This is a genomic window from Allomuricauda sp. d1 (assembly GCF_039592695.1).
Lineage (GTDB): Bacteria > Bacteroidota > Bacteroidia > Flavobacteriales > Flavobacteriaceae > Flagellimonas_A.
Genome location: NZ_JBBUTK010000001.1, coordinates 1,313,288 through 1,328,267, shown reverse-complemented (window position 1 = coordinate 1,328,267; position 14,980 = coordinate 1,313,288). Strand labels below are relative to the sequence as shown.

The following is a 14,980-nucleotide window of genomic DNA, read 5'->3' as shown; positions in this document are numbered from 1 at the left end:
TAAACCAACTCTTTTGAGACTATCCCGAGAAGTAAAGACTGCAATTATCGTTTTGGTGGGTATTTTTCTGTTCATTTTGGGATACAGTTACCTAAAATCGAACTCCATCTTTGATAACAGCAGAACATTTTACGCTGTTTACGATGACGTAGGGGGGCTTCAGCCCGGCACACAAGTGACCATTAATGGGTTGGCCGTAGGCAACGTAATGAGCATAAAGTTCAAGGATTCTTCAGGTAAGCTTTTAGTGACGTTCTCGGTGAGCAATGACTTTCCCTTCTCTAAAAACAGCAAGGCACAATTATACGATACAGGTATTATCGGTGGTAAGGGTATTCAGATAAAACCGGTTTTTGATGGGGCACCCAATGCCAAATCGGGCGACACCTTACAGGCTGATGTACGGCCTGGTATTACTGCTTTGGTACAAGAAAGGCTCACCCCACTTCAAACAAAGGTCGAGGGTGCGGTCTCACATGCAGACACGTTGCTGATGAATGTCAATGATATTTTAGATGAGCCGACCAAAAAAGAGCTACGTGAAGGTATCGCCGGACTCAATCAATTGATAACCAGCTTTCAAAACAGTGCCAATAAACTGAACCAGTTGTTGGGCGATAACCAAAGAGAACTGGACAGCAGCATCAAGAACTTCAGCACCATGTCGGCGAATTTTGCCAAGCTTTCAGAATCGTTGTCAAATGCCGGGATGGATAAAACCATTGCCGAGTTGCAGACATCACTGAACAATTTTAATGGGGTGCTTCAAAAAATTGAAAATGGGCAAGGGTCACTGGGTAAAATGGTGAACGATGAAGAGCTGTACAATAATCTGGCGGAAGCCTCTAGAGAATTGGATTTGTTGCTGCAAGATTTTAGGTTGAACCCCAAACGGTATGTCAACGTCTCCGTTTTTGGTAAGAAACAGAAAGAATATGCGGTTCCTGAAGACGACCCAGCCGAAAATTTGGACAACAATTGATGCAATACCTTCCCAACATCATATTTCTCGTAGCCCTAGTGATAGGCATTGGTTTTTTTACCAAAAACGTCAAGAAGTTGGTACGTAACATCAAATTGGGTCGTGACGTCGATGTTTCAGATAATGCTCCACAACGCTTTAAGAATATGGCCCGAATTGCTTTGGGGCAAACCAAGATGGTCGTTCGGCCCATTGCTGGGTTGATGCATATCATCGTTTATGTAGGCTTTATCATCATTAACATTGAAGTGCTTGAAATCATCATTGATGGACTTTTGGGCACGCATCGGATTTTTGCCTTTATGGGCGGATTTTATGATTTTTTGATTGCTTCCTTCGAAATATTGGCCCTTTTGGTTATAGTGGCTGTGGTCATTTTCTGGTTGCGGAGAAATGTCATACGCCTGCAACGCTTTATCAAGCCTGAAATGAAAGGCTGGCCCAAGACCGATGCCAACTGGATTTTATACATCGAATTGATTTTGATGGTCTTGTTTTTGACCATGAACGCTTCCGATTTGCAATTACAGCGTATGGGGGCCGAACATTACAGTGAGGCAGGCAGTTTTCCTGTTAGCCAGTATATAGTTCCGCTTTTTGAAGGAATGTCCGCGCAAAATTTGATTTTGGTAGAACGAACCGCTTGGTGGCTGCACATTCTGGGAATTCTGTTCTTTTTGAACTATCTCTATTATTCAAAGCACCTGCATATTTTATTGGCATTTCCGAACACCTATTATGGAAGGTTAAGACCGCAGGGTGAGTTCAACAACCTCGATTCGGTGACCCAAGAGGTGAAGTTGATGATGGATCCCAGTGCCGACCCTTTTGCGGCACCAGCGGATGATACCAATGCAAGCGAGCCTGAAAAGTTCGGAGCTTCCGATGTGATGGATCTAAGCAGGGTACAGCTTTTAAATGCATATACCTGTACCGAATGTGGGCGTTGCACTGCAGAATGCCCCGCAAACCAGACAGGCAAAAAGTTATCACCCCGTAAAATCATGATGGATACCCGTGACCGATTAGAGGAGGTGGGCAAAAATATGGACGCCAATAAGGGCACTTTTGAACCTGACGGCAAGCAGTTGTTGGATGATTACATCACTAGGGAAGAATTATGGGCCTGCACCACTTGCAATGCCTGTGTAGAGGCATGCCCCGTGAGCATAGACCCGTTGAGCATCATCGTATCGATGCGACAGTATTTGGTCATGGAACAATCTGCCGCCCCGAACGAACTGAACAATATGATGGGTAATGTTGAAAACAATGGTGCCCCATGGCCCTTTAATCAAATGGACCGATTGAATTGGGCACAAGAATCATAATCGCAAAAAATGGCAAATGATATGAACGTACCGACCATGGCATCACTTTTTGCAGAGGGCAAGAAGCCAGAAGTGCTGTTTTGGGTGGGCTGTGCAGGCAGTTTTGATGACCGGGCCAAAAAGATTACAAAGGCTTTTGTCAAAATTTTGAACAAGGCCAACATCAGTTTTGCCGTGTTGGGCACAGAAGAGAGCTGTACCGGTGATCCGGCAAAACGTGCTGGCAATGAATTTTTGTTCCAGATGCAGGCGGTGACCAATATCGAGGTGCTTAACGGTTATGAAATACAGAAAATCGTTACGGCATGCCCGCACTGCTTTAATACCATCAAAAATGAGTATCCGGGTCTGGGTGGCAACTATGAAGTAGTGCACCATACCCAATTTTTAAAGCAATTGATTGATGAAGGAAGGATTACTCTGGAAGGCGGCACCTATAAAGGCAAGCGCATCACCTACCATGATCCGTGCTATCTGGGGCGTGCAAACGGCGTTTTTGAAGTCCCAAGGGAACTGATTCAAAAACTGGATGCCGAACTGGTAGAGATGAAGAACTGCCGAAAAAGAGGCTTGTGCTGTGGAGCTGGTGGTGCACAAATGTTCAAGGAGCCCGAAAAAGGCGATAAGGATGTCAATATTGAAAGAACAGAACAGGCCTTGGATACCAAACCCGACATTATTGCCGCCGCATGCCCATTCTGCAACACCATGATGACCGATGGCGTGAAAGGCAAGGAAAAAGAGGCATCCATCGCAGTTTTGGATGTAGCTGAGTTGATTGCAAATGCTGAGGATTTATAAATTCAATTTTGTCAAGTTTTAAAATAATGGATTATCCCCTTGAGGGGACTTTAGGGGTGTAAACCTAAAAAACAGAACTATGCTTGTAGATTTCGATACCCTTCCCGATGATGCCAGAATCTGGATTTACCAGTGCAACCGAACGTTTTCTGAAGACGAACTTGCTGAACTGAAACCTGCAATCGGTGATTTTCTCAAGCAGTGGACAGCCCATGGCAGTGCTTTAAAAGCAGGGTTCGAGCTTCCATACAATCGTTTTATCGTCATTGGGCTGGATCAGTCACAGGCCAGTGCCTCGGGCTGTAGCATCGATGCCTCGGTACATTTTATCCAATCCATAGAAAAGAAATATGGGGTCGATTTGTTGGACAAAATGAACGTCTCGTACAAGAATGGTGAATATGTGGCCTACAAATCCTTACAAGACTTCAAAAAGATGGCCAAACAAAGAGCAGTGTCAAAAAATACTGTGGTTTTCAACAATTTGGTCGCTACCAAAGGCGAATTTCTTGAACATTGGGAAGTGCCTGCCTCTGAAAGCTGGCATGCCCGGTTTATGTGAGATAACGTATCAAAAACGGCCATACACCACATTTTTAGAGCGAAGTTCGATGAAAAACCTATTTTTGGTATCCTAATTGCATACCCCAAACAAACAGATTAGTTCAATGAAACGAGCATGGATTTTTTTAATCAAAAATTACACACAGTGTGGTGATTAAAACAAATTCATGGGAGAACGAGTGTAACGAGTGGTCGCATGGGTTCTCAAATTTTTAAACAACTTATTTATAGTAGGTTAAAAATTTTAAACACATGAAAAAACTCGTATTCGTTTTTTTTCAGCTTTCCGCAATATTTCTATTCCCACAACATAATCCGTTACAGGCGAAGGATTCTTTGGCGCAGATGAACTGGGTCGAAGCCAAGTACGCCACCATGTCTCTCGAAGAGAAAATCGGGCAATTGTTCATGGTCAGTGCGGCATCAAACCAAAATAAATCAGCTGTTGACCGCATTAAAGCACTGATTGAAAAGCACCATCTTGGCGGGGTGATTTTTTCAAAGGGAGGCCCAGTACGACAGGCCCAGCTGACAAATAAATTTCAGACTGCATCAAAATTGCCCCTTCTGATCGGGATGGATGCCGAGTGGGGGCTGGCCATGCGGTTGGACTCTACCTATGCTTTCCCTTGGAACATGACCTTGGGTGCCATTCAAGATAGCAGTGTGGTTGAAGAGGTCGCCTATCAAATTGGAAAGCACTGCACAAGAATAGGGGCCCACATCAATTTTGCCCCGGTGTTGGACGTGAACATCAATCCTGATAACCCAATAATAGGAAACCGCTCTTTTGGCGAAGATCCCCAGAATGTGGCCGAGAAAGCATTAGCTTTCGTGAGGGGTTTTGAACGCGCGGGCATCCTTTCAAGCGGTAAGCATTTTCCCGGGCATGGCGATACCGCAACCGATTCGCATCAGGCTCTTCCTTTGATTGATTTCACTAGGGAACGGTTGGATAGTGTTGAACTTTATCCCTACAAAAAAACATTGGATAGCGGTTTGAGCAGCATCATGGTGGCACACCTGAATGTACCGGCATTGGAAAACAAGCCTGACCACCCATCCTCCTTATCAGGCAACATTGTCACTGATTTGTTGAAAAATGAACTAAACTATCAAGGGTTGGTTTTCACGGATGCCCTGAACATGAAAGGCGTTACAAAAACAACTGAACCAGGTGATGTAGAATTGATGGCATTCTTGGCGGGCAATGATATGTTGTTGATGCCGCAAGATGTTGAAAAATCCATAGTAAAGCTTAGACAGGCACATGAACAAGGAGTTTTGAGCGAACAACGACTTGAAACTTCGGTCAAGAAAATATTGATGGCCAAGTATAAGGCTGGGCTACATCTTTACAAGCCGATAAAATTGGAAGAATTATACGAAGAATTAAATGGGGTCAAGAACGATGTGGTTTATGAACGGGCAATTGAAAATGCCTTGACTTTGGTCAAAAACAAGATTTCACTGATACCGATCAGAAAATTGGATAACAAGAAAATTGCCTATGTAAAATTTGGTGATGCCTCGGGAGACACTTTTTTACAAGCATTGAAGCGCTATGAAGACATCACGTTCATTGAGGCCAAAGATATTGCTTCATATAAACAAAAATTAAGTGATTTCAACTTGGTTATCATAGGTCTTCACGAAAGCAATGAAAATCCGTGGAAGAAACATCAGCTTACCGAAAATGAGCGTTTTTGGATTCAGGAAATTGCGAAACTGAGAACCAGCAACTCCATTTTGGTCTCATTTGCCAAACCATACATGCTCTCAGAAGTTTTCGATTTCAACTACATTGATGTGGTGGTTTCCGCCTATCAAAACAGTGCTATTGCCCAGCAAAAAGCTGCTGAATTGATTTTTGGTGCCATTGCAGCGAGGGGTAGGCTTCCAGTGACCATCAATTCAGAGTTCAAAGTTGGTGGCGGAATCGATACAAAGGCCATTGCCCGATTGGGCTACAGCTTTCCCGAAAGGGTCGGCATGGACTCTGAAGGACTTTCCCTAGTGGATACCCTAGTGCAACAAGGCATGGATTCGTTGATGTTTCCCGGTGCACAAGTGTTGGTGGCCCGTAAGGGCAAAGTGATATACCATAAAAATTTCGGGAAGCCCACCTATGACTCCAAAGACAGTATTACAGAAGACCATATCTACGATTTGGCCTCGCTGACCAAAATACTGTCCACTCTTCCCAACATCATGAGAATGGAGGAGGAAGGTAAAATTAGGTTGAACGATACGTTTCAAGATTTGATTCCAGAATACGGTGAATCAGAACTGAAAGACGTGACGGTGCTCAAGTCACTTTCACACTATGGTAGATTGCCCGCTTGGATAGCTTTTTATGTGGATACCCTGAACAAAAACCGAAAGCCTTCAGAAGAGTTTTATCGCTTTCGACCAGAACCTGGTTATTCCATTAAAGTGCATGAAAATCTTTATTTGACGGATGCCTATAACGATTCCATCTACAATCGTATCGGTAGGCAAGAATTGAAGTCGAACCGTTACCGATACAGCGATGTCGCCTACTATGTCTTCAAAAAGTATATTGAAGATACCTACGGACAACCTTTGGATAAGTTGACGGACAATTTTTTGTACACCCCATTAGGAGCCACAAAAACGATGTTCAATGCTGCTGAAAAATATGACAAGTCACTGATTGTTCCTTCTGAGGAAGACAATTATTACAGATATCAAACCGTTCAAGGCTACGTTCATGACATGGGCGCGGCCATGCAGGGTGGAGTAGGGGGGCATGCCGGACTTTTCAGCAATGCCAACGATGTGGCCAAAATTATGCAGATGTACCTGCAAGGCGGATATTATGGCGGTCAACAATATTTGGATGAGCGCACCATACAGAAGTTCAACACCTGTTATTTCTGCAACAAAGAGGTGCGGCGGGGTGTCGGCTTTGACAAGCCACAGCTAAAAGACAAAGGCCCGACCTGTGGGTGTGTTTCCCGCAAGAGTTTTGGCCATAGTGGTTTTACGGGCACCTATACATGGGCAGACCCTGATGAAGAGCTGGTCTATGTGTTTTTATCCAACAGAACCTACCCAAGCTCTAGCAATCGATTGCTCGTGAAATCTGGTCTCAGGACACGGATTCAGCAGGTGATTTATGATTCCATTATCAATTAACCTCAAAATATTGGGCTAGATTTGTTAACATGAAAATAGCTATCGTCTGCTACCCAACCTTTGGCGGCAGTGGTGTTGTGGCCACTGAATTGGGAATCGCCTTGGCCGAAAGAGGCCATGAAGTACATTTTGTAACCTACAGACAACCTGTTCGCCTTGAGTTGCTGAACAACAACATACACTTTCACGAAGTACATGTACCTGAGTATCCTCTTTTTCATTATCAGCCCTACGAGCTTGCACTCTCGAGCAAGTTAGTGGATACCATCAAAAACCATGAAATAGAACTTTTGCATGTTCACTATGCCATTCCCCATGCCTACGCGGGCTACATGGCCAAGAAAATGTTACAAGTAGAGGGAATATTCATTCCCATGATAACCACCTTGCACGGTACGGACATCACCTTGGTGGGCAATCACCCGAATTATAAACCAGCGGTAACGTTCAGTATCAACAAATCAGATATTGTGACCTCGGTTTCAGAGAGCCTGAAGCAACAAACACTAGAGTTTTTTGAAACGGATAAGGAGATCGAGGTGATACCCAATTTTATTGACATCAAAAAGTATCCGCAAGACTACACGGATTGTCAGCGCTCGATGATGGCAAACGAAGATGAGCGAATCTTGACGCATATCAGTAATTTCAGAAAAGTCAAGCGAATACCCGATGTGGTAAAGATTTTTTATGAGGTTCAGAAAGAAATTCCTGCCAAACTCATCATGGTCGGTGAAGGGCCAGAAAAAGAGCATGCCGAACAGTTGTGCGCTGATCTCGGCATCAGCGACAAGGTACTTTTCTTGGGCAACAGTACTGAGATTGATAGAATCTTGTGCTTTACTGACCTTTTCTTACTGCCATCAGCATCTGAGAGTTTTGGTCTGGCGGCCCTTGAAGCCATGATCAATAGGGTAGCAGTGATTTCAAGCAATGTAGGCGGCATTCCAGAAGTCAACAAACATGGTGTCACCGGCTTTTTGAGCGATGTGGGCAATGTAGAAGAGATGGCAAAGAACGCGCTGCATATTTTGAAAAGCGACAAAGTTTTAGAAGAGTTCAAACAAAATGCTTACGAACAGGCCACCAAGTTTGATATTCTGAATATCCTTCCACTATACGAAGAGGTTTACGAAAGCGCTTATAGGTCACGGTTCAAAAACACCTATTGATGATTGCAAGATATATATGTTTGTTGGGTGTTTTGATTGCTTTTTCTTGCAAAAGCCAGAAAGCCAATACCAAAATGGAAGCTTCCAACAATGAATTGCAACTTGTACTTGAAGATTCTTATTTTCCGGTGGAAGAGAAGCAAGCAATGGTAATAAGGGATGAGAAAAGTTTGATGGCGTTTTTCTCTAAAGTGAATCAAACCCGAAAACCTGGATTGCCTGTGCCAGACATCGATTTTGACAATGAAATGGCAGTGATAGTTTGTGCGGGCGCTCTTAAAGGGAGTCGTATGCCACATCCTGAAAAAAAGCAAGAATCAGAAGAATCATACGATATTGTGATAAAGAACAGACCCGCAAATCAAAATGTCGGCAAAGAGGTTGTGATTTATCCTTTTTCAGTGTACAAAATGCCCAAAACGGACAAAAAAATCGATTTCCATTGGCAGTAAATAAACTGCTCGCAATTTATCGAAGTATTCGTCTTTTCAGAGACTCTTTTCCACTCTTTTGTGAATTTGCGCTACCTTTGACATTTACAACCCCAAATGACTGTTTATGAGAGCTTTGCCGATTTTTTTGGTTATTTATATCTTCTTTTTGACCGTATCGGTCCATGCGCAAGAGATTCCAACACTCACTAAAAAGGACAGCATGGTCGTCAGCTCTTGGATTATTGGCGTTGGTTTTAACGCCGTTGATGATGCAGGTTCAGAATTTGAAAATGTACTCAACATCAGCGACAATTGGAACATCGTTCCCCACCCTTCAAGATTGAGTGTCGGCAGGTATTTCAAGGGAGGTTTTGGTTTAGAGGCCATAGGAACCTATAATAAATACCAAGAAGGAAAAATTGTTGATGGCGTGGTCAATGCAGAGGAAATAGACTACTATGCCATTGACTTTCGCGCCAGCTACGACCTCAATCAAATTTTAGGACAGACCGGATTTTTCGACCCCTATGTTGGAGTGGGCGTTGGATATACCGATGCGAATAATGAGGGTCGGGGCACTTATAACGCAGTTGTCGGTTTTAGAACTTGGATTACCGATAACTGGGGATTGGATTTTAACTCCTCCGGTAAATGGGCCATGAAAATCGAGGATGGTGTCACCAATCATATTCAACATGCAGCGGGCGTCGTGTATCAATTCGGAATCGAAAAAGAGTTAACCAGAAAGGGAAAGGAAAAATTGGCCCAAATTCAAGAAATGGAAGCAGAGCAACAACGTATTCAAGATTCCATTGCCGAAGCCAAAAGGGCAGAGGAAGAAGCCAGAAGACTGGCTGAAGAGCTTGAAAGGCAGCGGGAAGCAGAGCGATTGGCTGCAGAAGAAAAGGCCAAGAAAGAAGCTGAAGAAGCCAGAAGAAAAGCTTTACAGGAGCAGATTGATGGTCTGGGTAAGGTCTATTTCACTTTGAACTCTTCCTATCTAAGTACCGAGGATAAAGACTTACTTGACAAATTGATACAGATTTTAAAAGATAATCCTACCCTTAAAATTGAAGTAGCTGCCCATACTGACGCCCGGGGGACGGATGAATACAATCAATGGCTTTCTGAGCGTAGAATGGCTCGAACGGTATCTTACATTTTATCAGAAGGCATAAAAGAGAGTCAGATAGCTCAAGAGGCTTTTGGCGAACAACAACTAACCAATGAGTGTGATGATGGAGTGTCTTGTCCAGAAGAAAAGCATCAGAAGAATAGACGATCTGCATTTAAAATAATCTCATTTTAATATTTATATGTTATTTCAAAATATCTCGAAAAAGGTATAAGCTATACTGAGTAATAGAACTGAAAAGAGTATTTATTAAATCTTCTTTTTGATTCTTTGTGTGAGTTTTTGAAATGTCTATTTTAACGGGTTTTCTATTGACCTCAATCATTAGGAGACCTGTTGCGATATTTTCACATCACAGCCAAATCTGAGGTAAGGACATTTTTATTTTTTTTGTTCAAGAATGGAGACTCTTAATTTTTTTCAGGTAATGTGTTGTAATTGTCGACTGAGAAAATCGCCAAGTATGATAAAATATAACTATTGAAATGACAAATATTAAGTGGGCATTTCTATGCAGTTCATGGGGAAGGAATGCCAAAGATGTTATACAAACCTATGAAGAGCAAAAACAAATCCATAAGATTGGGCTGGTATTGTATGAATCTGAGCCGTGTGGGGCAGCCGATTTAGCTAAAAAAAATGGTGTGAATACACTTTTAATTAAACCGGAACAGTTTGAAACTAAGCGATTATATCAGTTGAAGATTTTGGAAAAACTGAAGCTTCATGACGTTACGCATATTTTTTTATTAGGATACGCCCATCTGATTCGAAAAGACATCTTAAATGCTTTCCCCAATAAAATAATTAATGTACATCCTTCTCTTCTTCCCAGTTTTCGTGGAACAAAAACAGCTATTCACGATGCCCTGGATTACGGTGTCAAGGTGACCGGTGTAACTACGCATATTATTGACGAAGAATATGACCGAGGTATCATCCTATTTCAAGAAGCCATGGGAATCGAAGATGGGGATACTTTCGAAACGCTATATCCCAGATATTCGAAAATCGCTCTTTCCACAATTTTGAAGACCATGGATTTTATCGAAAACCAGGATTAATGCTACGTATGAAGGGAGACTCTTACTTGTAGCATCGATACTGAGAAAGACCTGATATACTATCTTCAGAAATCAGCAGTCGATTCATAGGATGATGATTCAACTACTTGCATAAATATCAAAGAGCATGGTTATTTAAAGTATTCTCCTATCAAGAGAAAACAAATGTTTTCACCTGTTTTCAACCCCTAACGCCCTCTAGTCCTTTGTTTGCCGGAATTAAGATATCGATAGGCAAAAAATGACCCAAACCTTAACAGTTTTGATATTAGAGTGGCTTCTTTTCAATCAAAATGACGTTATAAAATGGGTTGAAACCACCCTTTCTGTATTGAACGGCCCCGACTTGATTACATTTTCTTTCTCGCAGTACATATATAAACAAACTCATATACTTGATGTACTTGAACATCCTCAAGGTTATCCGGTAGCAAATCGACAGGACATCCTATAGTTGTGTTGTGATAAGCAAATACCTTTTTAAAATAAAAATGTTCCAACCAATTGGCCGCTTCATATTCTTGTTCGTCCAGGAAAAGGATTTTTCCACCTTTTTTGGTCACTCTAACCATCTCTGCCAGAGCAGTTTTTGGGTCTGAAAAACCATTAACTGCCCCATAATTTGTGCTAATATCAAACGTATCAGACTTAAAGGGAAGGTTTGTTGCGTCAGCCAAAATGAAATCTGCGGGAGCCTTCTGCTTGCTCATTAGACGTCTTCCTTGTACAATCATACCTTCAGCAAGGTCTACCGCAGTATACTCCGCATTTAACTTCATATAACCATGCCTAAAAAGAGAGTTGCCACTACCACTGGCAATATCAAGCGTTTTTACTTTTTGGTCCGATTCTAAATATTCTTTTAGAAAATCGGCATGTACAGCGGCATGGGTTTTCTGAGGCTTGAAATTACGTATTGCCAGTGAAATCTTTATGGGTATTGCGAGTAAAAACAAGTAGCCATATCGTGGGTCTCTTATTTGTAAAAACACAAAAATCGCTAAGGGCAACAACCACAGAAAATCAAAGATTGTAATATTGGAAATGCCGCGAAATCCGATTAAATTTATCAGATTATATACAGAGAAAACCAGACAAAAAACTATTAAAAAATAAACAATCCAATAACGTACCGATACTTTGATTGGTCTAACAGGAAGCATAAAGAAAGGGTTCCAAAAATTATAGAACCATGACAAATATTTATAGACATTGTCCATAAGTTCTTTATCTGCCTTACCCAGAGAATCTTCTAAATAAAGTCTTGGAATGCCACTGACACAAGAATATTTTTCGCCACATTCATCACACTTCCAATAGGTTTGGTAACGCTTACTTATACTGCTGTTTTTGCAACAGGGGCATATCACATTCGATTCTATCATAATCAGTATTTTTTATTGATGGTTGATTTTCTACTTTCTTTTAATTCCCATTTCAACATTTCGAACTGCAATGTAATCACCTTTAACAGATAATGACACTAATGTTTAAAACTGGGGATTACAAATAGGTAAATTACAAATGGGAGATTAATTTAACGGTTCTTTAAATCTGGGACAATAATAGGAATACCTAGAGCCAGTGTAAAAGAAATACGTTTATCTATCATTAATTTAGATAAACGACATTGCGCTACCAAAGTCAATTTGTTCTTTAAACAGCTCTTCTATGAGCTATGGGTAGTTTAATGGAAAATCAGAAAAGTCTACTCTAAAAACATTTTGCCTTTTCACAAATGCTGGTCATAAGTAATATCTTTGTCACTATAAAAATTTATTTGTCTACATGCTTCATTTTTTTTCCAGCAAAAATTTTTTAGTTGATTGTTTGGAAGGCTTTGTAGATATCCATAATCACATTTTACCAGGTATTGACGATGGTGCAAAAACCGTTGAAGAATCTATTTCACTGATTAAGGAATTTGCAGAATTAGGTATTTCGAGCTTTATAGCCACCCCGCATATAATGCATAATTACTACCATAACAATCGGGGAACAATCAACAATTCGCTAATGATTCTTAAAGACGAGTTGTTAAAAGAAAACATGAAAGCTATTTCATTGCGAGCAGCCGCGGAGCACATGATTGATGACAATTTTGAATCAATTCTGGAGAGCGATGATATTATGCCAATAGAAGGTCATCATTTGCTAGTGGAAATGTCTTACTTGCAAGCATCAATTAATTTTGACCAAGCCATACAAAAAATAAAAAAACAAGGGTATTTTCCAATCTTGGCCCATCCTGAAAGGTATCTATATTTACATGAAAACCTATTAAAACATAGCGAGTATAAGAAGCAAGGGGTTTTATATCAATTGAATTTATTGTCCCTTGGTAAATACTATGGCAAAGAAGTAAAGCGAATGGCCTTTAAATTGTTGGAAGAAGGTCTAATTGACTTTGTTGGTTCTGATATTCATAACATTGGTCAATTGAACGGTCTGAAGGAGGTACAGGTGAATGCCAAAACAAAAAAGATTTTACAACCAATTCTAGAGAAAACCAACCTTACTTTTAACGACAATTAAAATTCCACCAATTTTTGAGGTTTTGCCTTATTGTCCGTTTATTAGAATGCACTAATACCATACATTCCCACTATTCTTAAATGGGATACAAAAAGCCGATGAATTGAATTAATCGGTTTTGGGAGATAGTAGCCCCCAATTAGATGTGTAAGCTCATGATATTTATAACCGTGTGACGCAATAGTTTATCTTTAAACAAGATATACAGACCATCCTAAACAAACCATTGGGAATACCTCAAGAAGTTTAATGGCCAAAAGGGGAAGTGAAGCTAAAATACCATATTAGTAAATAATCGATAAAATCAGTGATTGTATACGATTACCTTTGCGTAGGTGATTACAATCACAGCAAATCATGATCGTGTATGCCAATTGGGATAATCTTAAATGATTTTGTGATGAACGCATTATTAGACCATTAAAAAACACTGAAATATTTGCATCGGGTAAAGATTGATTTGTAAGAAAATTGTGCAAATCATATCATTTTTAGGTGTTTAATCGAAAATTAGAGTACAAACCTGTTTAAGTACAATATCTTCGACTCAAGTTTTCTTAAAATTTATCGATTTTTGTTGTTAACTGGCTATTGAGGAAAATGTATAAACTCAAACAAAATTCCATCCTATCCATTGTTTTTGCCAATATCATGCGTAAAAAACGTCTGATAAAATTAAGTTTGAAAATACAAACACAGTAATGTATAATTCAACGGAATTGTTTAAAAATGATTGATAAAACCATTTCAAAAAAGAACATATTGATTACCGGGGGAGCTGGTTTTATCGGATCCCATGTTGTCAAAAGATTTGTAAATAAGTACCCAGCGTATCATGTTTATAATTTAGACGCTTTGACCTATGCCGGCAATTTGGAAAATCTAATAGAAATAGAAGGAAAGGATAATTATACGTTTCTCAAGGGCGATATCACAGATGAAAATTATATTAAAACCATTTTCAAGAAATACCGTTTTGATGGAGTGATTCATTTGGCTGCGGAATCTCATGTTGACAGATCGATAAACGATCCTCTGGCCTTTGCCAAGACTAATATTTTGGGCACTATGATACTCTTAAATGCCTTTATAACATTATGGAAGGAAAATTGGCTGGGGAAGCGATTTTACCATATTAGTACCGATGAGGTTTACGGCACACTTGGCGAAACCGGCCTGTTTGGAGAAACGACCCCGTATGACCCCAATTCACCCTACTCTGCCTCTAAAGCCAGTTCCGATCATTTTGTCAGGGCTTACGGAGAAACATATAATCTGCCTTACGTGATCACCAATTGTTCAAATAACTACGGAGCTAACCAATTTCCTGAAAAACTGATACCATTATTTATAAATAATATAATTCACAATAAGCCATTGCCAGTTTACGGAGATGGGAATTATACCCGAGATTGGTTGTATGTTGTTGACCATGCCATTGCGATCGACCTTGTTTTTCACAAAGGTATAGACAAGGAAACCTATAATATTGGTGGTTTCAACGAATGGAAAAATATTGATTTGGTAAAGCTACTTTGTCGGCAGATGGACGAAAAACTAAATCGTAAAGAAGGGAGCAGTGCGCGACTGATAACCTATGTCAAAGACCGTCCCGGACATGATTTGAGGTATGCCATAGACGCCACTAAAATCAACAAAGAATTGGGGTGGTCACCCAGCGTGACCTTTGAAGAAGGACTTTCAAAAACTATTGATTGGTACTTGGCCAATGAGAAGTGGTTGGGCAATGTGACCAGCGGTGCGTACCAAGAATATTATGAATTACAGTACAAATAAGGC

General features: G+C 40.6%; 12 protein-coding genes. 11 read left to right on the top strand and 1 reads right to left on the bottom strand.

The features are described 5' to 3' along the window. Positions 1-13: 13 nt before the first annotated feature. From AAAH86_RS06110 to AAAH86_RS06070, 9 genes are all read left to right on the top strand, one after another. Positions 14-982: an MlaD family protein gene (locus tag AAAH86_RS06110; protein ID WP_343486632.1), complete on the top strand. Its 969-nt coding sequence runs from the start codon at positions 14-16 to the stop codon at positions 980-982. Then, a complete protein-coding gene (locus AAAH86_RS06105; protein ID WP_343486631.1) occupies positions 982-2,313 on the top strand; it encodes a (Fe-S)-binding protein in 1,332 nt (443 codons plus the stop codon). The genes AAAH86_RS06110 and AAAH86_RS06105 overlap by 1 nt, the downstream gene beginning before the upstream one ends. Positions 2,314-2,322: 9 nt before the next feature. Further along, positions 2,323-3,114 (top strand): (Fe-S)-binding protein, encoded by a 792-nt coding sequence (locus tag AAAH86_RS06100; protein ID WP_343486630.1) that lies wholly within the window; start codon positions 2,323-2,325, stop codon positions 3,112-3,114. Between the two features lie 79 nt (positions 3,115-3,193). Then, the gene (locus AAAH86_RS06095; RefSeq protein ID WP_343486629.1) at positions 3,194-3,676 is read left to right on the top strand and encodes an ABC transporter ATPase; all 483 of its coding nucleotides are present in this window, start codon (positions 3,194-3,196) and stop codon (positions 3,674-3,676) included. Between the two features lie 254 nt (positions 3,677-3,930). Then, positions 3,931-6,840 carry a glycoside hydrolase family 3 N-terminal domain-containing protein gene (locus tag AAAH86_RS06090; protein WP_343486628.1) on the top strand — a complete coding sequence of 970 codons (2,910 nt, stop codon included), beginning with the start codon at positions 3,931-3,933 and terminating at the stop codon, positions 6,838-6,840. Between the two features lie 29 nt (positions 6,841-6,869). Next, positions 6,870-8,012, top strand: coding sequence for an N-acetyl-alpha-D-glucosaminyl L-malate synthase BshA (gene bshA, locus AAAH86_RS06085; RefSeq protein ID WP_343486627.1), 1,143 nt, complete (start codon positions 6,870-6,872; stop codon positions 8,010-8,012). Continuing rightward, a complete protein-coding gene (locus AAAH86_RS06080; RefSeq protein ID WP_343486626.1) occupies positions 8,012-8,464 on the top strand; it encodes a hypothetical protein in 453 nt (150 codons plus the stop codon). The genes bshA and AAAH86_RS06080 overlap by 1 nt, the downstream gene beginning before the upstream one ends. A 106-nt stretch (positions 8,465-8,570) precedes the next feature. Continuing rightward, the gene (locus AAAH86_RS06075) at positions 8,571-9,755 is read left to right on the top strand and encodes an OmpA family protein (protein ID WP_343486625.1); all 1,185 of its coding nucleotides are present in this window, start codon (positions 8,571-8,573) and stop codon (positions 9,753-9,755) included. A gap of 311 nt (positions 9,756-10,066) precedes the next feature. Continuing rightward, a complete protein-coding gene (locus AAAH86_RS06070; protein WP_343486624.1) occupies positions 10,067-10,645 on the top strand; it encodes a formyltransferase family protein in 579 nt (192 codons plus the stop codon). Positions 10,646-10,995: 350 nt separating this feature from the next. On the opposite strand, the gene AAAH86_RS06065 is transcribed toward AAAH86_RS06070, so the two are convergent. Further along, entirely contained in the window at positions 10,996-12,030 is a 1,035-nt protein-coding gene (locus AAAH86_RS06065; protein WP_343486623.1) for a class I SAM-dependent methyltransferase, read from the bottom strand. A 403-nt stretch (positions 12,031-12,433) separates the two neighbouring features. Between AAAH86_RS06065 and AAAH86_RS06060 the strand changes: the two genes are divergently transcribed. Next, positions 12,434-13,180 carry a CpsB/CapC family capsule biosynthesis tyrosine phosphatase gene (locus tag AAAH86_RS06060; RefSeq protein WP_343486622.1) on the top strand — a complete coding sequence of 249 codons (747 nt, stop codon included), beginning with the start codon at positions 12,434-12,436 and terminating at the stop codon, positions 13,178-13,180. A gap of 729 nt (positions 13,181-13,909) precedes the next feature. Further along, entirely contained in the window at positions 13,910-14,977 is a 1,068-nt protein-coding gene (rfbB, locus tag AAAH86_RS06055) for a dTDP-glucose 4,6-dehydratase (protein WP_343486621.1), read from the top strand. Positions 14,978-14,980 lie beyond the last annotated feature (3 nt).

Coding starts and splice junctions, on each gene's coding strand:
- AAAH86_RS06070 (WP_343486624.1), top strand. CDS start 10,067: ATGACAAATATTAAGTGGGCATTTCTATGCAGTTCATGGGGAAGGAAT.
- AAAH86_RS06060 (WP_343486622.1), top strand. CDS start 12,434: ATGCTTCATTTTTTTTCCAGCAAAAATTTTTTAGTTGATTGTTTGGAA.
- bshA (WP_343486627.1), top strand. CDS start 6,870: ATGAAAATAGCTATCGTCTGCTACCCAACCTTTGGCGGCAGTGGTGTT.
- AAAH86_RS06090 (WP_343486628.1), top strand. CDS start 3,931: ATGAAAAAACTCGTATTCGTTTTTTTTCAGCTTTCCGCAATATTTCTA.
- AAAH86_RS06075 (WP_343486625.1), top strand. CDS start 8,571: ATGAGAGCTTTGCCGATTTTTTTGGTTATTTATATCTTCTTTTTGACC.
- AAAH86_RS06105 (WP_343486631.1), top strand. CDS start 982: ATGCAATACCTTCCCAACATCATATTTCTCGTAGCCCTAGTGATAGGC.
- AAAH86_RS06100 (WP_343486630.1), top strand. CDS start 2,323: ATGGCAAATGATATGAACGTACCGACCATGGCATCACTTTTTGCAGAG.
- AAAH86_RS06065 (WP_343486623.1), bottom strand. CDS start 12,030: ATGATAGAATCGAATGTGATATGCCCCTGTTGCAAAAACAGCAGTATA.
- AAAH86_RS06080 (WP_343486626.1), top strand. CDS start 8,012: ATGATTGCAAGATATATATGTTTGTTGGGTGTTTTGATTGCTTTTTCT.
- AAAH86_RS06095 (WP_343486629.1), top strand. CDS start 3,194: ATGCTTGTAGATTTCGATACCCTTCCCGATGATGCCAGAATCTGGATT.
- rfbB (WP_343486621.1), top strand. CDS start 13,910: ATGATTGATAAAACCATTTCAAAAAAGAACATATTGATTACCGGGGGA.